17 protein-coding genes are annotated in these 18,544 nt (G+C 50.7%); 7 read left to right on the top strand and 10 right to left on the bottom strand.

All coding sequences use genetic code 11. The features are described 5' to 3' along the window. Nucleotides 1-30 precede the first annotated feature (30 nt). A complete protein-coding gene (locus SK34_RS13645) occupies nucleotides 31-861 on the bottom strand; it encodes an alpha/beta fold hydrolase (protein ID WP_046669856.1) in 831 nt (276 codons plus the stop codon). 733 nt (nucleotides 862-1,594) lie between these two features. Between SK34_RS13645 and rnk the strand changes: the two genes are divergently transcribed. Together rnk and uspG are read left to right on the top strand one after the other, a co-directional pair. Then, a complete protein-coding gene (gene rnk, locus SK34_RS13635; protein WP_003022104.1) occupies nucleotides 1,595-2,005 on the top strand; it encodes a nucleoside diphosphate kinase regulator in 411 nt (136 codons plus the stop codon). 183 nt (nucleotides 2,006-2,188) lie between these two features. Then, nucleotides 2,189-2,617 carry a universal stress protein UspG gene (gene uspG, locus SK34_RS13630; RefSeq protein WP_003022101.1) on the top strand — a complete coding sequence of 143 codons (429 nt, stop codon included), beginning with the start codon at nucleotides 2,189-2,191 and terminating at the stop codon, nucleotides 2,615-2,617. A gap of 69 nt (nucleotides 2,618-2,686) precedes the next feature. Here the strand turns inward: uspG and SK34_RS13625 are convergent, their stop codons facing one another. The 6 genes from SK34_RS13625 to ahpC form a co-directional block, all read right to left on the bottom strand. Next, the gene (locus SK34_RS13625) at nucleotides 2,687-3,454 is read right to left on the bottom strand and encodes a dimethyl sulfoxide reductase anchor subunit family protein (RefSeq protein WP_003847417.1); all 768 of its coding nucleotides are present in this window, start codon (nucleotides 3,452-3,454) and stop codon (nucleotides 2,687-2,689) included. Then, nucleotides 3,454-4,011 (bottom strand): 4Fe-4S dicluster domain-containing protein, encoded by a 558-nt coding sequence (locus tag SK34_RS13620; RefSeq protein ID WP_003022094.1) that lies wholly within the window; start codon nucleotides 4,009-4,011, stop codon nucleotides 3,454-3,456. The genes SK34_RS13625 and SK34_RS13620 overlap by 1 nt, the downstream gene beginning before the upstream one ends. Beyond that, on the bottom strand, nucleotides 4,008-6,278 hold the full coding sequence (locus SK34_RS13615) for a molybdopterin-dependent oxidoreductase (RefSeq protein WP_003835615.1): 2,271 nt from the start codon (nucleotides 6,276-6,278) through the stop codon (nucleotides 4,008-4,010). Before SK34_RS13615 ends, SK34_RS13620 begins: the two co-directional genes overlap by 4 nt. After that, nucleotides 6,275-6,829, bottom strand: coding sequence for a TorD/DmsD family molecular chaperone (locus SK34_RS13610; protein WP_003847419.1), 555 nt, complete (start codon nucleotides 6,827-6,829; stop codon nucleotides 6,275-6,277). The genes SK34_RS13615 and SK34_RS13610 overlap by 4 nt, the downstream gene beginning before the upstream one ends. Nucleotides 6,830-7,053: 224 nt before the next feature. Continuing rightward, nucleotides 7,054-8,619: an alkyl hydroperoxide reductase subunit F gene (gene ahpF, locus SK34_RS13605; RefSeq protein ID WP_003835619.1), complete on the bottom strand. Its 1,566-nt coding sequence runs from the start codon at nucleotides 8,617-8,619 to the stop codon at nucleotides 7,054-7,056. 154 nt (nucleotides 8,620-8,773) lie between these two features. Further along, a complete protein-coding gene (gene ahpC / locus SK34_RS13600) occupies nucleotides 8,774-9,337 on the bottom strand; it encodes an alkyl hydroperoxide reductase subunit C (protein WP_002894394.1) in 564 nt (187 codons plus the stop codon). Between the two features lie 366 nt (nucleotides 9,338-9,703). Here ahpC and dsbG point away from each other — a divergent pair, with 366 nt between their 5' ends. The 4 genes from dsbG to SK34_RS13580 all read left to right on the top strand — a co-directional run bounded on the left by dsbG (nucleotide 9,704) and on the right by SK34_RS13580 (nucleotide 13,557). Next, complete coding sequence (dsbG, locus tag SK34_RS13595; protein ID WP_016149767.1) at nucleotides 9,704-10,450, top strand: thiol:disulfide interchange protein DsbG; 747 nt, start codon at nucleotides 9,704-9,706, stop codon at nucleotides 10,448-10,450. A 204-nt stretch (nucleotides 10,451-10,654) separates the two neighbouring features. After that, nucleotides 10,655-11,560 (top strand): DNA-binding transcriptional repressor CitR, encoded by a 906-nt coding sequence (gene citR / locus SK34_RS13590; protein ID WP_003835623.1) that lies wholly within the window; start codon nucleotides 10,655-10,657, stop codon nucleotides 11,558-11,560. 171 nt (nucleotides 11,561-11,731) lie between these two features. Further along, nucleotides 11,732-12,955, top strand: coding sequence for a phosphoadenosine phosphosulfate reductase (locus tag SK34_RS13585; RefSeq protein ID WP_003835626.1), 1,224 nt, complete (start codon nucleotides 11,732-11,734; stop codon nucleotides 12,953-12,955). Then, complete coding sequence (locus SK34_RS13580; protein ID WP_003847426.1) at nucleotides 12,940-13,557, top strand: IbrB-like domain-containing protein; 618 nt, start codon at nucleotides 12,940-12,942, stop codon at nucleotides 13,555-13,557. Before SK34_RS13585 ends, SK34_RS13580 begins: the two co-directional genes overlap by 16 nt. On the opposite strand, the gene SK34_RS13575 is transcribed toward SK34_RS13580, so the two are convergent. Next, the gene (locus SK34_RS13575) at nucleotides 13,558-14,718 is read right to left on the bottom strand and encodes a pyridoxal phosphate-dependent aminotransferase (protein ID WP_003835629.1); all 1,161 of its coding nucleotides are present in this window, start codon (nucleotides 14,716-14,718) and stop codon (nucleotides 13,558-13,560) included. It lies immediately after the preceding gene. A 131-nt stretch (nucleotides 14,719-14,849) separates the two neighbouring features. On the opposite strand from SK34_RS13575, the gene SK34_RS13570 reads away from it, so the two are divergent. Further along, complete coding sequence (locus tag SK34_RS13570; protein WP_003835631.1) at nucleotides 14,850-15,938, top strand: oxidoreductase; 1,089 nt, start codon at nucleotides 14,850-14,852, stop codon at nucleotides 15,936-15,938. A gap of 114 nt (nucleotides 15,939-16,052) precedes the next feature. Here SK34_RS13570 and SK34_RS13565 read toward each other — a convergent pair whose 3' ends face one another. Beyond that, nucleotides 16,053-16,250: a YbdD/YjiX family protein gene (locus SK34_RS13565; protein ID WP_003022064.1), complete on the bottom strand. Its 198-nt coding sequence runs from the start codon at nucleotides 16,248-16,250 to the stop codon at nucleotides 16,053-16,055. Nucleotides 16,251-16,313: 63 nt separating this feature from the next. Beyond that, nucleotides 16,314-18,419 (bottom strand): pyruvate/proton symporter CstA, encoded by a 2,106-nt coding sequence (cstA, locus tag SK34_RS13560; RefSeq protein WP_044712737.1) that lies wholly within the window; start codon nucleotides 18,417-18,419, stop codon nucleotides 16,314-16,316. Between the last annotated feature and the right edge of the window lie 125 nt (nucleotides 18,420-18,544).

Below are 18,544 nucleotides of genomic sequence, written 5' to 3'. Positions count from 1 at the left end.
GAAGATCAGCGTAGAACAATCTGCCAACGATTACGACTGAATAAAGTTGAGCAGGTCACCGTTGATCTGTTGTTTATGGGTGGTGCAAATGCCATGCGAGCCGCCGACATATACCTTCAACTGCGAATCAGGCAGTATTTCCGCCGCGACCTTTCCGCAGGTTTCAAACGGGACAATCTGATCGTCATCACCGTGGATCACCAGCGTCGGGATGGTCATCTTTTTGAGGTCCTCACGCAGATCTGTTTCCGAAAACGCGTGGATACAGTCGTACAACGCTTTGATGGAACCTTGTAAACCCTGTTCAACAAAACTTTCCCTGACGGCTTTCGACTCTTTTGCGCCAGGACGGTTGTAGCCATAGAATGCAGCGGTTAATTCATAGAAAAAGGCGGCGCGATCGTTCACAACCCCCTCACGGATGCCATCGAATACCTCTTTCGGCACGCCATTTGGATTAAAGTCAGTCTTGATCATGATGGGCGTCACCGCGCCAATTAACACCGCTTTTGCCACCCGCTGCGTCCCATGCCGGCCAATATAACGAGCCACTTCCCCACCGCCGGTAGAGTGTCCGACATGGACGGCATCTTTAAGATTGAGATGCGCGGTAAGTTCAGCCAGATCGTCAGCATACTGATCCATATTGTGACCATCCCAGGGTTGGGCCGAACGCCCATGGCCACGCCTGTCATGGGCGATCACACGAAATCCATTCGACCCGAGGAACAACATCTGATCCTCAAACGCATCTGCCGTCAGCGGCCAACCATGACTGAAGACAATGGGCTGTCCACTTCCCCAATCTTTAAAATGCAAATAGCTGCCGTCTTTCAAGGTAAGTTTGTCGTACTGGCTCATGAGATCTCCTGTCACGGAACACTGAGTTGTTTGACGCGCCCGCAGCGAGCGCTTAAAAAGCATAATGCAAATTGGAGAACGATCACGTTTTTCGGCTAAAATCACACCATACGCGTAATGCTTGTCAGTTAACGAACCGAAGGTAATGAATCTGTTGCCTCTGGTGTATTGTTCCGTTCACCTTATGTTTTTCACTTATCTGAAACCATACTGCCTGTGAACGTGTTAAGGGTACTATCGCCGTACCCTTAACAATCCCGGCTCCCGGCGGGAAAATCGATGAGGCGTTGACGGTTGACCGGGTCTGCCCGCAGGGATGCGGGCAGAGGGGACGGCCTGCAGGGACGCAGGCTCGGCCCCGACCCGACAGGCAGACGGCATAAGACGAATGAATCGCGTAGCGACGATTTTCCCGCCGGGAGCCTGGGTTGCAAGGGAGGCGGCGGCGAGCCTCCCTTGCCCGTTCACGGGGGCTGTGCCTCAGACAAGTGATGCCGCTGAGGTGAACGGAACCCTGAGCCGGGATCACATGTTCCCCATAATGCTTAACTGACTGACATTACACCATACGCGACAATATTGATGATTTGCCTGAATGTGAACTAAATCACTTCAAACATGGGGTAAGTCTCAGTATCATCATAAAAGCTAAACCCTTGCCGCCTGACGGTGAGGGTTTTCTTTTGGGATTATTTACCTGCGCACCCGCAGTATCGACGACATGGAGTAATAAATGTCCAGACCAACTATCATCATTAACGACCTCGATGCGGAACGCATTGACCGCCTGTTGGAGCAACCTGCGTTTGCTGGTTTACCGATTGCCGACGCCCTTAACGCCGAGCTGGATCGTGCCCAAATGTGTTCTCCAGAAACCATGCCGCACGATGTCGTGACCATGAACAGCCGCGTGAAATTCCGCAATCTGAGTGATGGCGAAGTCCGTGTGCGTACCCTGGTGTATCCGGCCACTATGACTGACAGCAGCACACAGCTTTCGGTAATGGCACCTGTCGGCGCTGCACTTTTGGGGCTGCGCGTTGGTGATACCATTCACTGGGAACTGCCAGGCGGGACCTCAACGCACCTCGAAGTTATTGAGCTTGAGTACCAGCCTGAAGCTGCAGGCGACTACCTGCGCTAACTCTGTCTTATCAAAGCCACTCGCTTTATCTTACAGGGGATGCATCCGCATCCTCTTTCCGGTTAGCTCTCCCTGCTCCTCGCTTTCTTTCCTGTTCGCAAAACATAAATCTGTGTCGTGACTGACAGAATCATTTTTAATACTATGCTGTTATGTGTTCATGTAATGACAAGGAGAATGTTTATGTACAACACAATCATAATGCCTGTTGATGTATTCGAAATGGAACTGAGCGACAAGGCTATTCGCCATGCAGAATTTCTGGCCCAGGATAAAGGGGTTATCCATCTGCTGCATGTGCTGCCAGGCTCAGCGAGCTTAAGCCTGCACCGCTTTGCCGCTGACGTTCGCCGTTTTGAAGAGCATCTGCAACACGAAGCGGAAACCCGTCTGCAAACGATGGTCGGTCACTTCAGCATCGATCCTTCCCGTATTAAGCAACACGTCCGCTTTGGCAGCGTCCGTGACGTGGTCAACGAGTTGGGTGAAGAGTTGAATGCAGATGTCGTTGTCATTGGGTCGCGTAACCCATCAATCAGCACCCATCTGCTCGGCTCAAACGCTTCCAGCGTTGTCCGCCACGCGACTTTGCCAGTGCTGGTTGTTCGTTAACAGCCACTGATTCGCTAAAGAAAACCCCTGCCAGGTTAACGCCTGACAGGGGTTTTTATTACCTCACGATCAATACAAATGACCGATATTCACGATGGTGCTGATCGTATCACCAAAGAACGTCAGACGACTCAGGAATATGCCAACAAACAGCAGGACAAAAATCGCTTTTGCGCGACGCTCTCCCTGACGGCTTAGCACAAAGGCCACCGCCAGACACAGCAGACTCGCCAGATAAAGCGGCGACGTCAGCCAGGCATGCGCCGTCATCTGCATGATAGTGCCGCCGCTTAGCCAGATAATGGGCGCGGCGATCATGACCGCCATACACACAACAATCCCCTGGCGCAATGCGGCAACGGCAGGTGCAAGGTTAAGCAGTGGAATCGCCGCACACCCCATCACCCACACCGTGATAAAGAACAACAGCATTGTCAGACCGTTGGCTATCGCCACCATTGCCGGGGCAGCATAGGTCATCCCCTGCACCGCCACCAGCGCGATACCGAGAACAGAGGCCAGAACAGCTGGCGCTTTGTGCCCTTTTGCCAAAAACGTCACCCCGACCGCCGCACCGTATAAGGTTGCGCCAAGAATTTCACGGCTCAGCCAGGCGTGCTGCAGGTTAATCAGGGCATCGTAGGCGCGATCCGGATGCGCAAGGTGCAGGATCGCTGCAACGGACGCCACCGCCAGAACCAGCCCACTTACCAGCCAGTACAGGCGTTTGCTTTCCAGTTTTCCTTGCAGCGTGCGTAGCGTCAGAATGAGCGTGATCCCAACCGACATCTGGCTCAATACGGTAAAAATAACCAGCGGAAGTTCATACTTTTCCATTACTTGCCCTCCGGCTGCTTCGGCTGACGCGCAAGGATAAAACGCGTGCCAGGATTAAGCTGCGGCATACGCGGGAATCCCGGCGGATACTGTACGGCATTGTCAGGTATAGGATCGGCATCCAGATCGATAAGCGTCAGCGCACCTACCGGACAGGCATTCACGCAAGCCGGTTGCATACCAACATCAAGGCGCTCGTAGCACATGCTGCATTTTTCCGCTTTCTTCGTCTCCTCATTAAAACGCGGCGCACCGTATGGGCAGTTGCGGATACAGTTTTTGCATCCAATACAGCGCTCCGGGTTATGCACCACGACACCATCTTCACGCTTGGTGTACGCCTCTACCGGACACGCCGCCAGACAGGCCGGGTTTTCGCAGTGGTTACAGGCCAGCGAATAGAACGCCCGCTCTTCATGCGGATAAATTTCTTTATCCAGCGGGTAGACATAGCGCCAGAAACGTTCAGGTTCCAACTGGTTAAAACTCTTACACGCCATTGCACAGCCACGGCAGCCGATGCATTTATCGCTATTAACTAAAAACGCGCGTCTCATGCCGCTGCTCCTTTACTGATCAAAATGATGTCCGCAAACTGACTGTGGATAGCCGCACCTGGCGCACCGGTTTTCATCAACCCCATATCGGCTGGGGTATCTGCCACCACGTTTTGAACGTTGTATTTCCGTTTCGGGAACCACGCCTCGTACATCACCAGGAAATCTTCCGGAACGTTAGCGGTCACCTTCGCACGCAGTTCTACTTCACCTACGGTGTTAAACACTTTCACCAGGTCGTTTTCGGCAATGCCTCTTTTTTCTGCGGAAATCGGATGCATATAGACAAACGGCTCCGGATAGAAGACCTGCATCCAGTCAAGGTTGATAAATTGGGAATGGATACCGAACTGCACATGCGGTGTAAACAAGTGGAATGGCAGCGTGCTTTTCGCCTCCGGTTTGTATTCCGGCAGCGCCGTATGACCATTTTTCTCACACAGCTCAGATCTGAACTCAAACTTTCCTGAGGGGGTTTTAAATTTGCGGTCATACCAGGCCGCAGAACTCGGCAAAATGGCTTTTTTCGGGCCATCCAGTAAGTCATCCCAGGAGGAGATGCCAAACATTTTGGCCATTCCGTCATTGAATTCCTGGTCCAGCCAACGCTTATGATTGAACTCCTGCGGGAATGTGCAAGAACCCGGCTCCAGCTTGTTGATTGTGCGGGAAAGTAAAACGGCGATTTCCAGATCGCATTTTGCCTCGTACATTGGCTTAATTGCAGGCTGGTTGATTGAGAGCCAGTAGTGCCAATATGAGGCGTCTACGTTCCACTCTTCAAAGGCCGTGGTGACAGGCAAAACGATATCGGCATGCTGGACGGTCTCGTTAAAGAACTGATCGGCACAGACCACCATTTCCAGTTTTTCGAATGCTTTTTCCATCTTGCTGCGATCAAAATCCTGAGCAAACGGGTTCTTACAGGCAACCCAAAGCATTCGGACAGGCGGCTCGTTGGCTTCCAGAATTCCCTTGGCGGTCTGGTTGATATTCAATGAGCGATCGGAATACTGTGCGACTTCCCCCGCAGAACCAAACTCGCTGGTAGTTCCCGCCGCACCTGGCATACCGATGGAGCCTACCGGTGGCTTCTGCAGCATGGCGTTGTAGTTAAAGCCCCAGGTATGCAGATGACCGTAGCGAGCGCCGCCGCCTTCAATGCCAATATTGCCGGTCATTGCCACAAAGGCATCGATCGCCCGTACGTTAGCGCCGCCGTTAACATGACGCTGCATGCCGTAGCCAATCCACACGGTAGCAGGGTTAACCGCGGTAAATTCTTCCGCCAACTGGCGAATAACATCCGCCGACAGCCCGCAAATCTCAGACGCCCACTCTACGGTAACGCTGTTGCGCAGATAGGCTTCGAATTCCGGGTAACCATGGGAATAGTTGTTGACGAAATCCTGGTCCACCAGACCTTTATCCACCAAATGACGTGCCATACCCAGCGCCAGCGCACCATCAGAACCTGGACGAACGCGTAAATAGAGATCGGCTTTCGCAGCGGTCTGGGTTAACAGCGGATCGATAACGACCACTTTCGCCCCTTTCTCCCGCGCCTGGTAGATATACTTCATGGTGTGCATAGAGCACCAGGCCGGGTTAGCGCCCCAGATAATGATGTATTTTGCTTTCACAAAATCTTCCGGGTCGTTACACCACATATCACCCATATCGTAGTTCTGGGCATCGATACCGGCTGGCCAGCAAGGTGTTCCGGCAAAACGCGTGGTGTAACCCAGCGAAGACATCATCCCTTCAACCGCATAGTTCAATACCCCAAATTTGCCGGAATATTTGGTCATCGCCAGACCCAGCATTGAACCGTCTTTCTTTTTAATCTCCAGCATCTTGGTCGCAATGCGCTGCATTGCTTCGTCCCAGGAAATACGACGCCAGTTCCCGCTGCCGCGAACATCCTGAACCATCGGATATTTAATGCGATCCGGGCTGTATACCCGACGCGGGTAGCTCAGTCCCTTCACACACGGAGTTCCATGCGTAAAAGTTGACTCAGGCGCACCCTCCACAAAGGTGATGACGTCATCCTTCACCCAGGTTTTCAGGCTACAAGTGTCATAGCAGTTACGCGGACAGGCGTTACGATAGATTTTGTAGGTTTTGGGGTTAAATGGAATGGGCGGTTGCGCCAATGCACAACGTGAAGTCAGCAATCCCCCTGGCAGGGCTGCGACCGTGCCAAGGGCAATCAACCCTTTCAAAAATGAACGTCTGTTCAGAACTCCCGGTTCATTACTCATATTGATACTCTCGTTTTTAATTCATCAAGCCAAGAAGACAATCTTCCAGCAACGTTTTTCAACGTGGCGGTTTGTGCATTTATATTTATTTTTTCTATATACTCGGGCACCCACACCGCGACATACTCAGAGGCATATCGAGTAAGGGTCACCTGGTATTCTGACGATGCTCTGGCATTAGCTGATAATAAAACCGCCAATTCCAATACACAGGAAATATGATCATCCGGAATATTATTCACGACACTTATAGATAACCCTATATTTGCCATGAATTCCCGAATGCTAAGGGTTGATTTACCCATTACAAGGGCATCTTCTTCAAGATAAACTGAGGCAAACGGAGCGGCCTTTAGCTTCTGCGGTCCGACAAACAGCGCATTGAAGTCGTACTCCGCTTCCAACCACTCCTGCTCTGTTAGCGCCGAGGCATTTGTATCTAAAGCTGAATAAGCCGCTTTCAGCGTGCAACTATCGTGAGAAATAAAAAAATCACGTAACAATAACCCTGTCGATTCAAAGATCGTCAGGGTTTCATATATTTCACCCATGAATTAACCAACCATTTATTCACACAACAAATGAAAAAATAATGCAGGTTAATATAATAAAGATAACGCCCTCTCTTTCTTTGATGAAAATAATGATCAGGCTAATTAAGTGAATGTTTTATACGGTTTATTGTTTCAAGAATTGACAATATGAGTATATGGAAATAAAAAAACCGCCAGCGGATGACTGGCGGTTTTGGCATTGCAGGTGAGTCTTACTCTTTTTATGCTACTGTCGTGCGAATCAGATAATCAAACGAACTCAACGAGGCCTTCGCGCCTTCACCGGTCGCGATGATAATCTGCTTATACGGTACGGTGGTGCAGTCACCGGCAGCGAAAACACCTTTCACGCTGGTTTCGCACTTGGCATCGATGATGATTTCACCCATGCGATTACGTTCAACGGCGCCTTCCAGCCAGTTGGTGTTCGGCAGCAGACCAATCTGTACAAAGATACCGGCCAGTTCCACATTGTGAACATCCCCGCTCACGCGGTCACGATACTCCAGGCCAGTGACCTTGCTGCCATCGCCTTTCACTTCTGTCGTTTGCGCGTTCAGAATGATGTCGACATTTTTCAGGCTGCGAAGCTTATTCTGCAGCACCTGGTCTGCCTTCATTTCAGGAGCAAACTCCAGCAGCGTCACATGTTCAACAATACCTGCCAGGTCGATAGCCGCTTCAACGCCGGAGTTACCGCCGCCAATTACCGCAACACGCTTACCTTTAAACAGCGGACCATCACAGTGTGGGCAATAGGTTACACCTTTGGTGCGATACTGATCTTCACCCGGAACGTTCATGTTGCGCCATTTCGCGCCGGTGGCGATGATAATGCTACGTGCTTTCAGCACCGCGCCGGAGGCTGTTTCAATCTGATGCAAACCGCCTTCCTGCGCTGCCGGGATCAGTTTGCTTGCGCTCTGGCTGTCGATCACATCGACATCATAATCATCAACGTGTGCTTTCAGCGCACCTGCCAGTTTCTGACCTTCAGTTTTCGGTACTGAGATGTAGTTTTCAATATCAACGGTATCAAGAACCTGACCGCCAAAACGTTCGCCCATCAGACCGGTGCGAATGCCTTTACGTGCAGAGTACACCGCTGCCGCCGCCCCCGCAGGACCAGAACCGACAATCAACACGTCATAAGCATCGCGCTTATTCAGTTCTTCAGCTGCACGTTTTTCTGCGCCGGTATCCACTTTCGCCACGATCTCAGTCAGCGTCATACGACCCTGGCCGAACTCTTTGCCGTTCATAAATACCGCCGGAACGCCCATCACGTTACGATCGGTGATTTCGTTCTGGAATGTACCGCCGTCAATCGCCGTATGTTTGATACGTGGGTTCAGTACCGACATAAGGTTCAACGCCTGCACTACGTCCGGGCAGTTGTGGCAGGAGAGCGAATAATAGGTTTCAAATTCAAAATCACCGTCGAGATCGCGGATCTGCTCCAGCAACGCCTGTGCCTCTTTTGACGGGTGACCGCCGGTCCACAGCAGAGCCAGCACCAGAGAGGTAAACTCATGACCCAGCGGAGAACCGGCAAAACGCGGTCCCTGGTGAGAACCGGGATTGGTAATCAGGAACGATGGCTTACGCACCGCCAGAGTATTGTCTTCTTTAAAGGTGACTTTTTCTGACAGTTCAGCAATTTCAGTCAGCAGTTCCTTGATTTCTGCCGATTTAGCGCTGTCATCCAGCGTAGCAATCAGCTCAACAGGTTTGGTCAGTTTCTCAAGATAAGCCCTGAGCTGGGTTTTCATATTTGTGTCGAGCATTATTCTTCCCTCTCTGAAAACATCATCATGCAAGCCGATTTTGCGGGACTGCATTAATGCAACTTGCGTCATGGTGCTGGAATAAAACAGGCGCAGATTTGCGCCTGTGGAATGCCGGATGCACTACGTTTATCCGGCCTACAAATTATGCGACTTAAATCTTACCAACCAGGTCCAGAGATGGAGCTAAGGTTGCTTCACCTTCTTTCCATTTCGCCGGGCAAACTTCACCTGGGTGAGAAGCGACATACTGTGCAGCTTTAATTTTACGCAGCAGGTCAGATGCATCACGGCCGATACCTTCAGCAGTAACTTCGATTGCCTGGATGATACCCTGCGGGTCAACAACGAAGGTTGCGCGGTCAGCCAGACCTTCATCTTCACGCATGTTGTCGAAGTTACGGGTCAGGGCGCCAGTCGGGTCGCCGATCATCGCGTATTTGATTTTCGCGATGGTCTCAGAGCTGCTGTGCCATGCTTTGTGGGTGAAGTGGGTATCAGTAGATACGGAATACACATCTACGCCCAGTTTCTGCAGTTCTTCGTAATGGTCTGCAACGTCACCCAGTTCGGTCGGGCATACGAAAGTAAAGTCAGCCGGGTAGAAGAAGAAGACGCTCCAGCGACCTTCGGTATCTTTCTCGGTTACTTCGATGAACTCACCGTTTTTGAACGCCTGGTTTTTGAAAGGTTTAATTTTGGTATTAATCAAAGACATCTGTACTTCCTCCGTGTTTTCGTTGAGAGATAAGTTAACGAAAATCTCTTAGCAGGGCTAATGCGTTTCCTTTATCAAATCAATAAGCGTTAACTAACAACTTACTCAATCGAACCTAAAAGACAAAAGTAAAAAAGGCCCCCTATGCAGGGAGCCTCATTACCCGAGCTACCCGCAGGTAACGTCAGTGCCAGCAGGGCTGGCTATGTGTTGCGCTCTACATTACCTTAACAAAGGTCGTAACAGCGATTGGGATTACATCACCCAACTCAAGAAAGGGCAATCGATGGACCGTCGATCTTACCTATGGCTGCGATAGGTTTTGCAATTAAGCCCCCTTTCCTGCTGATTTTATAAGGAAAATCAATGTTTAAACGTACCTTACTTTTAACCCTGCTCCCTGCCGTGGTGCATGCCGAAGAACTGCCTGCTCCCGTTAAAGCTATTGAGAAACAGGGCATTACCATCCTGAAGCCTTTCGATGCTCCGGGTGGAATGAAAGGCTATCTGGGAAAATACCAGGACATGGGGGTCACTATCTATGTCACGCCTGACGGTAAACATGCCATCTCCGGCTACATGTATAATGAAAAAGGCGAAAACCTCAGTAATTCGCTCATAGAAAAAGAGATCTATGCCCCTGCCGGACGTGAAATGTGGCAGCGAATGGAAAAAGCGTCGTGGATTCTGGACGGGAAAAAAGAGGCACCGGTTATTGTGTACGTGTTTGCCGATCCCTTCTGTCCCTATTGTAAACAGTTCTGGCAGCAGGCGCGTCCGTGGGTAGAATCCGGTAAAGTTCAGTTGCGTACATTATTGGTTGGCGTAATTAAACCTGAAAGTCCGGCCACCGCCGCTGCAATTCTGGCAACCAAAGATCCGGCCAAAACCTGGCATGACTATGAGGCATCCGGTGGGAAAATGAAGCTGGAAATCCCGGCTTCGGTCCCTGCGGAGCAAATGAAGTTACTGAATATCAACCAAAAGTTGATGGATGATTTGGGGGCCAATGTAACGCCGGCTATCTATTACATGAGTAAAGACGATACGTTACAACAGGAAGTAGGCTTACCGGATAAAGAAAAATTAAACATTATCATGGGAAATAAATAAAAGTAACAAGATGAGTGATTGTTATCGTTCTCATATCAATCACTCATTTAAATTAACTTTCCTGCTGAAAATTACGCAACTTGTGCTATTTTAGCTAAAGTTAATTATTCATTAAGCACACAAACATAAATTTCAAGAATAACTACCATTTAAACTATTCCACAATTGAATTTTTCACTACATTACCATCACAGGAAGGTACGCATGGCTAACCTCTATGACCTCAAAAAGTTCGATCTCAACCTGTTGATTATATTTGAATGCATATATCAACATTTGAGCATCAGCAAGGCTGCAGAAACGCTGTACATCACGCCATCAGCTGTAAGTCAGTCATTGCAACGACTGCGTACGCAGTTTAACGACCCTTTATTTATTCGCTCCGGCAAAGGTATTACGCCCACGGTGACGGGTATTAATCTTCATCATCATCTTGAGCAAAACCTGAATCACCTGGAGCAAACAATAAGCATCATGCATGGTGCCCAGCTGAAAAATAAATTCATTATTTACAGCCCACAACTTACAACCACCGTAAATGTGACGACATTAATTCATGCTCTGGTACAAGATTCAGATATTGAAGTGGAACATCACGATATCTTAATGTCGGCAGAAACTGCTGAAAACATACTGGCTTACCGCAAGGCCGACATGGTGGTTACGATGATGCCGGTCCATAACCGTTCCGTCGTTTGCATCCCTTTTAAGACTATCGAGAGTGTTTTGATTTGTAGAAAAGACCATCCCAGAATGAATGACTCAAGCACCCTGCAACAAATTATGCAAGAGCAATTCACCTTCTTACTCACCGAAGAGAAAGGTATTAAAGAATGTCAATCACAAGCCAATACTTTTTTTGTTAATCGTAAGATTGGATTTAGTAGCGATTCTCTGACATCAATCGTTAATATTATTTCCAGCACGGATATTATTGGCCTGATTCCTAAATTAATGTACGATCACTATGCGACTGCACTTAATCTCAAAGAGATTAGTGTTGACTTTAATCTACCCAGCGTCCAGCTATTTTTAATGTATAACAGGGCGTCGCTTAACAACAAAGCATTCGCTGCATATATAAATCAAATCTCCTCAGAAAGTCTGTAAATCGTATTGCAACTTCTCATCAGTACATTTAATTCATTTTCAGAATGTAACAAGGCAACACATATAAATTAAATATATATTTAAATATTGCATACTATATAAACTGGCATATCGTAATAATGTGCATCTCTTATTAATACAAACAATAAAAATCTCTGATATGGTCTTGATATGTCTGTTTATAAAATACCATTGAATCAAAACGTTCTCGAAGCCGCACAGGATCGTATCGCCTGGACGCTTGAGGCTCTGCCACGCATTTGCGTTTCTTTCTCTGGAGGTAAAGATTCGGGGCTGATGTTACATCTAACCGCCGCCATTGCCCGCCAGTTACAGAAAAAAATAAACGTCTTGTTTATCGACTGGGAGGCGCAGTTTTCCTGCACTATCGATTATATCCAGGCGCTGCGCGAGAGTTATTCCGATGTCATCGAAAATTTCTATTGGGTGGCATTACCGCTGACGACGCAGAATTCACTGTCACAATTTCAACCCGAATGGCAGTGTTGGGAGCCGGGTACGCAATGGGTTCGCCAGCCGCCCGCAGATGCCATAACCGATCCTGAATATTTCTCCTTCTATCAACCCGGCATGACCTTTGAACAATTTGTTCGTGAGTTCGCTGACTGGTTTTCGCAGAAACGACCGGCTGCCATGATGGTGGGCATCCGCGCCGATGAGTCATATAACCGCTTTGTTGCCATTGCCAACTCGCAAAAGCAGCGTTTTGCCGATGACAAGCCGTGGACGACTGCAGCACCTGGTGGACACACCTGGTATATTTACCCGCTGTATGACTGGAAAACAGCCGACATCTGGACGTGGTTTGCGAAGTCAAAATTGCCGTGTAACCCCCTGTATAATCTGATGTACCAGGCCGGGGTCCCGACACGATATATGCGCATTTGCGAACCCTTTGGCCCGGAACAGCGTCAGGGATTATGGCTATATCATGTCATTGAACCCGAGCGCTGGGCGGCTATGTGCGCCCGTGTCAGCGGTGTTAAAAGCGGGGGGATTTATGCCGGTCATGACAACCATTTTTACGGTCATCGGAAAATACTTAAACCAGAGCATTTAAGCTGGCAGGAATATGCCATGCTGCTATTGAACAGCATGCCGGAGACTACCGCAGAGCATTACCGCAATAAAATCGCCGTCTATTTGCAGTGGTATAAGAAAAAAGGCATGGATAATATCCCGCAAACTCAGGAAGGCGATATTGGTTCGAAAGATATTCCTTCATGGCGACGTATCTGCAAAGTCCTGTTGAATAATGATTACTGGTGTCGGGCACTTTCATTCAGTCCAACGAAACCCAAAAACTACCAACGCTATAACGAACGTATGAAAACAAAACGCCAGGAATGGGGAATCTTATGCAACACCGACTAACTCACGAACTCCTCGGCTTTCTTTCTGGCCTGTCAGAAGAAGAACGAATTGAAGCCATCAATGAATTCAGGCGGGCGATACACAGCGTCAGTCCCTTTCGCAAGGAACCCGTAGATTGCGTACTTTGGGTTAAAAATGATCACATTTCACCCAATGACTACAACCCCAATAACGTTGCGCCACCGGAGAAAAAGCTGCTGCTGAAGTCCCTTGAAGCAGACGGGTTTACACAGCCCATTGTGGTGGTTCACTCAACGGCAGAGGAATACGAAATTGTCGACGGTTTCCACCGCCACGAGTTAGGTAAAGCCAAAGCCTCACTGAGGCCCAGGCTTAAAGGATACCTGCCGGTTGCCTGTTTAGAACGAGAACGCCAAGAGCGTATGGCGGCGACCATTCGCCACAACCGCGCCCGTGGGCGTCATCAAATCCACGCCATGTCCGAGATTGTCCGCGAGCTATCGCAACTGGGATGGAGTGAAGAAAGAATTAGCAAGGATCTCGGCATGGACAACGACGAGGTGTTACGCCTGAAGCAAATCAACGGTCTGCAAGAGTTGTTCGCCGACCGTCGATTCTCCAAAGCCTGGACGGTGAAATAGCTACAGCGACACCAGACGTTCAGCTGCTGTTAACAGCGTCGATTCTTGCTTGGCAAAACAGAGACGAATCAGTTTATGCGGGAAAGGATCGGCGCAGAACACAGACAGCGGTATCGCCGCAACGCCCACTTCAGTGGTCAGCCACTGGCAAAATTCCACGTCGTTAAGCGTGGAAACGGCGCTGTAATCGACCAGCAGAAAGTACGTGCCTTCACACGGCAGAATTTCCAGTCGGCTGTCACGCAGCGCGTTCACCAACACGTCGCGTTTTTTCTGATAAAACGCAGGCAGCTCGCGATAGTGTGCAGGATCTTCTCGTAGCATATCCGCCAGTGCCAACTGAGCCGGCGTGTTGACAGAAAACGTCAGATACTGGTGTACCTTGCGTAACTCAGCGCTAATGGCTGCTGGCGCAACGCAGTAGCCAATCTTCCAGCCGGTCATATGGTAGGTCTTACCAAACGATGAAACAGCAACAGCGCGTTCCCGCAGCTCTGAATGTGCCAGCACACTGGCATGCCCTTGCCTGGCGAAACAGATATGCTCATAAACTTCGTCGCTGATGACAAAGATCTCGCGTTCTTTAATTGCTTGCCACAGCGCGTCAAAATCGGCCTGATGCCACACGGTGGCAGAAGGATTATGTGGCGTGTTCAGGATAACCAATCGGGTACGGTCGCTGAGTAAGGCACTAAAAGCCTGCCAGTCGACGCGAAAAGACGGTGGTTGCAGCGCGATACGTTTAACCACCCCGCCGGATAATTCAACCGCAGGCGCATAGCTGTCGTAGCTCGGGTCAAAACAAATCACCTCATCACCTGGGCGCACCAGCGCAGTGATCGCGGCATACAGCGCTTCTGTGGCCCCCGCCGTGATGGTCACTTCACTATTCGCGTCGGGTTTGTAGCCGTACAGGTCTGCCGTTTTATCCGCGATGGCTTCGCGCAGCGGCTGCACGCCCGTCATCGGTGCATACTGGTTTGCACCGTGCGCGACGTGATACGCCAGACGCTCCTGCAAAAAGAGCGGACCGTCAAAATCAGGAAATCCCTGCGAGAGATTAATGGCCTGATGCTGCTGCGCCAGCGCACTCATTTGCGTGAAGATAGTAGTGCCCAGGTTAGGCAGTTTGCTTTGCGGAATCAGCGGGTTATTACTCATTATTGTTATCCCAGCGTGTGATGTTGTGGTTGAAGCCACTATAACACGATGCTAGTATTTGGCAATCAAGACGTTCAGACGTCTATATAAAAATAACCTGCCTGGACAGGACAGCCAAAGGACAACACAACATGAGTAATACAGAGATTCGCGTCGTCACCGGCCCGGCCAACTATTTTTCCCATCCCGGCAGCCTGTCGAGACTCAACGATTTTTTCACTACCGACCAACTTTCACGCGCCGTGTGGGTTTATGGTGAGCGCGCTATCGATGCGGCCCGCCCTTATCTGCCAGAGACATTTCATCTCGCCGAGGCTAAGCGCCTGCTGTTTACGGGACATTGCAGCGAAACCGATGTTGCTCAACTGGCAAAAGAGTCGGGAGATAATCGCAGCGTGGTGATTGGCGTGGGCGGAGGAACATTGCTCGACACCGCTAAAGCGTTGGCCCGTCGTCTGGATCTGCCGTTTGTCGGTATTCCTACGATTGCGGCGACCTGCGCCGCCTGGACGCCGCTCTCCGTCTGGTATAACGATGCAGGCCAGGCGCTGCATTTTGAAATTTTCCCTGATGCCAATTTCCTCGTTCTGGTCGAACCCGAGATCGTTCTCAATGCGCCAGAGGAATATCTACTGGCGGGGATCGGCGACACGCTGGCGAAGTGGTACGAGGCCGTCGTGCTTGCGCCTCAGCCAGAAAACCTGCCATTAACTGTTCGTCTGGGTATAGATGCCGCGCAGACGATCCGCGACGTCCTGCTGGAAAGCAGCGAGCAGGCGCTGACAGATAAACAACAAGGCTCGTTAAGCCGCACGTTTTGCGATGTAGTGGATGCGATTATTGCCGGAGGCGGCATGGTTGGTGGTCTGGGCGAGCGCTACACCCGCGTGGCGGCGGCGCATTCTGTTCACAATGGCCTGACCGTCCTCCCACAAACAGAGAAGTTTTTACATGGCACTAAAGTGGCGTACGGCATCCTGGTGCAGAGTGCGTTGTTGGGACAGGATGCCGTGCTGGCGCAGTTAATTACCGCCTATCAGCGCTTCAACCTGCCCACCCGATTAGCTCAACTGGACGTGGACATCAATAATCGCGCAGAAATCGACAAAGTGATTACGCACACCCTGCGCCCGGTGGAGTCCATTCACGCCCTGCCGGTAACGTTAACGCCGGAGACACTGCGCGCAGCATTCGAAAAGGTAGAATCGTTTACGGTATGATTAGGCTATGGGATGCCTGATAGCGGCTTCGCCTTATCAGGCCTACGACGACTAATTATAACGGCAAATGCGATGTTGTAGGCCGGATAAGCGTCAGTGCCATCCGGCAAAAAATCAACAGCACTTCGCGCCGCCTTTCCCCCCATATCGCGCATCCTGGCGCTCGCGGAAAAATTCTTCGTAGGTCATTGGCGTTTGGTCCGGATGCGTGACGCGCATATGTTCAACATAGTTGTCGTAATCCGGCACACCTATCATTAATCGGGCGGTTTGACCTAAATACTTCCCGGCTTTGGCGAGTGTTTCAAACATAGTGATTCCCTGTCGTACAAACGCCCTCCCCGTTCAGGAGAGGGCTCATTGGTTAAGAGAATATTAGTGCGCGCCTTTCGCCTGCGCCACGATCTCTTCGATATTCTCAGGCATCGGCTCGTACGGCGTCTCTTTCGAAGTTGGTTTGTCCTCTTTCAATGCTGCCAGCGCAGTTTTGATGGAGAACAGACCCAGCACCACAACGACTACCATGAAGAAGATGGTGAGACCCGCATCCAGGCGGTTGTTAAACACCAGCTGCGTCAGCTGCGACTGGGTGTACTGCGCCGGAATGTTACCGCTGTCGATCATCGCCTGGAATTTGTTGGCGATAGCCAGGAAGCCGATTTTTGCATCCGGGCTAAACGCTTTCTGCCAGCCAGCGGTCAGGGTACAAATCAGCAGCCAGGCGGTTGGGACCAGTGCCACCCACGCGTAGCGCTGGCGTTTCATCTTGAACAGCACCACAGCACAGAGCATCAACGCCATACCGGCCAGCATCTGGTTGGCGATACCAAACAGCGGCCACAGGGTATTAATACCACCCAGAGGATCCACCACGCCCTGGTGTAAAAAGTAACCCCAGGCCAGCACGCACAGCGCCGTCGCCAGCAGGTTCGCAGGCAACGAATCGGTTCGTTTCAGGCCCGGTGACACCACGCCCAGCAAGTCCTGCAGCATAAAGCGCGCAGCGCGTGTACCGGCATCAACCGCCGTCAAAATAAACAAAGCTTCAAACAGAATGGCGAAGTGATACCAGAACGCCACATCCATCATGCCACCCAGTGCGCCATGCAGAATGTACGCCATCCCGACGGCCAGCGTCGGCGCACCACCTGCGCGGGAGATAATGGATTGCTCACCCACTTCATTGGCGATTTGGTGCAGAGTATCTGGCGTAATAGCAAAGCCCCAACTACTGACTACCTGTGCCGCAGAAGCCACTACATCAACCGTGCCCGCAGGAGCCAGCACCGCCATCGGGCTGTTCATCGCAAAGTACACGCCCGGATCGATGATGCACGCGGAAACCAGCGCCATAATGGCGACAAAGGATTCCATCAGCATTCCGCCGTAGCCGATAAAGCAAGCCTGCCCTTCATTCGCCAGCATCTTCGGCGTGGTACCGGAGGAGATCAGCGCATGGAAGCCAGATACCGCACCGCATGCAATGGTGATAAACAGGAACGGGAACAGGTTACCGGTCCAGACCGGGCCAGTACCGTCAACAAACTTGGTCAGAGCTGGCATGGTCAGCGTCGGACGCATGATCAGAATCCCTACCGCCAGACCAACAATGGTGCCGATTTTCAGGAAGGTAGAGAGGTAATCACGCGGGGCCAGCAGCAGCCACACCGGCAGCACGGCGGCGACAAAACCGTAGCCCACCAGCATCCAGGTCAGCTGTACGCCGGTAAAGTCAAAGTACGGTGCCCAGGTCGGGCTTTCCGCTACCCAGCCGCCGGAAATAATGGCAAACACCAGGAATACCAGACCAATAACCGACACTTCACCAATGCGGCCCGGGCGCAGATAGCGCAGGTAAATCCCCATAAAAATCGCCAGCGGGATAGTGAACGCTACGGTGTAAGTTCCCCACGGGCTGTGGGTCAGCGCTTTCACGACAATCATCGCCAGTACCGCGAGGATAATCACCATGATCATAAAACAGGCTACCAGCGCAATAACACCCGCCGTAGGGCCCATCTCTTCTTTAACCAGTTCGCCAAGGGAACGACCATCGCGACGGGTAGAAACAAACAGCACCATGAAGTCCTGCACCGCCCCTGCCAGTACCACCCCGGCGAGCAGCCAGATCATACCCGGCAGATAGCCCATTTGCGCCGCCAGCACCGGTCCAACTAACGGACCCGCTCCGGCAATCGCTGCAAAATGGTGACCAAACAGTACTTTTTTATCGGTGGGTACATAATCCAGACCATCGTTATGACGCACGGCTGGCGTCATACGCGTCGGGTCCAGCGCCAGTACATTTTTCGCGATGTACAGGCCATAGAAACGGTAAGCGATAAGGTAGACACAGACTGACGCCACGACTATCCACAACGCGTTGATCTGTTCACCACGATTTAACGCAATATATCCCAGGGCAAATGCTCCGATAACGGAGAGCAATGTCCAGAGGAGGTATTTCCCTGATTTATTCATAGTTGTTGTCCGTTTGCGTGATCCAGAAAGATGTTACATTTTGTTTCTATAACATCTTTCCTGATTTTAACAACCTGACAACCACATAAACCTGAGACATCACTGACTATTTACATTGCATTGTT

The organism is Citrobacter sp. MGH104 (assembly GCF_001034485.1).
GTDB classification, from domain to species: Bacteria; Pseudomonadota; Gammaproteobacteria; order Enterobacterales; family Enterobacteriaceae; genus Citrobacter; species Citrobacter freundii.
The sequence above is the reverse complement of the archived record's forward strand: the minus strand, read 5'-3'. Positions and strand labels throughout refer to the sequence as shown.

Excerpts from the sequence above, each read along its gene's own strand:
- SK34_RS13645 (WP_046669856.1), bottom strand. The coding sequence starts at position 861 with ATGAGCCAGTACGACAAACTTACCTTGAAAGACGGCAGCTATTTGCAT.
- rnk (WP_003022104.1), top strand. The coding sequence starts at position 1,595 with ATGTCCAGACCAACTATCATCATTAACGACCTCGATGCGGAACGCATT.
- uspG (WP_003022101.1), top strand. The coding sequence starts at position 2,189 with ATGTACAACACAATCATAATGCCTGTTGATGTATTCGAAATGGAACTG.
- SK34_RS13625 (WP_003847417.1), bottom strand. The coding sequence starts at position 3,454 with ATGGAAAAGTATGAACTTCCGCTGGTTATTTTTACCGTATTGAGCCAG.
- SK34_RS13620 (WP_003022094.1), bottom strand. The coding sequence starts at position 4,011 with ATGAGACGCGCGTTTTTAGTTAATAGCGATAAATGCATCGGCTGCCGT.
- SK34_RS13615 (WP_003835615.1), bottom strand. The coding sequence starts at position 6,278 with ATGAGTAATGAACCGGGAGTTCTGAACAGACGTTCATTTTTGAAAGGG.
- SK34_RS13610 (WP_003847419.1), bottom strand. The coding sequence starts at position 6,829 with ATGGGTGAAATATATGAAACCCTGACGATCTTTGAATCGACAGGGTTA.
- ahpF (WP_003835619.1), bottom strand. The coding sequence starts at position 8,619 with ATGCTCGACACAAATATGAAAACCCAGCTCAGGGCTTATCTTGAGAAA.
- ahpC (WP_002894394.1), bottom strand. The coding sequence starts at position 9,337 with ATGTCTTTGATTAATACCAAAATTAAACCTTTCAAAAACCAGGCGTTC.
- dsbG (WP_016149767.1), top strand. The coding sequence starts at position 9,704 with ATGTTTAAACGTACCTTACTTTTAACCCTGCTCCCTGCCGTGGTGCAT.
- citR (WP_003835623.1), top strand. The coding sequence starts at position 10,655 with ATGGCTAACCTCTATGACCTCAAAAAGTTCGATCTCAACCTGTTGATT.
- SK34_RS13585 (WP_003835626.1), top strand. The coding sequence starts at position 11,732 with ATGTCTGTTTATAAAATACCATTGAATCAAAACGTTCTCGAAGCCGCA.
- SK34_RS13580 (WP_003847426.1), top strand. The coding sequence starts at position 12,940 with ATGCAACACCGACTAACTCACGAACTCCTCGGCTTTCTTTCTGGCCTG.
- SK34_RS13575 (WP_003835629.1), bottom strand. The coding sequence starts at position 14,718 with ATGAGTAATAACCCGCTGATTCCGCAAAGCAAACTGCCTAACCTGGGC.
- SK34_RS13570 (WP_003835631.1), top strand. The coding sequence starts at position 14,850 with ATGAGTAATACAGAGATTCGCGTCGTCACCGGCCCGGCCAACTATTTT.
- SK34_RS13565 (WP_003022064.1), bottom strand. The coding sequence starts at position 16,250 with ATGTTTGAAACACTCGCCAAAGCCGGGAAGTATTTAGGTCAAACCGCC.
- cstA (WP_044712737.1), bottom strand. The coding sequence starts at position 18,419 with ATGAATAAATCAGGGAAATACCTCCTCTGGACATTGCTCTCCGTTATC.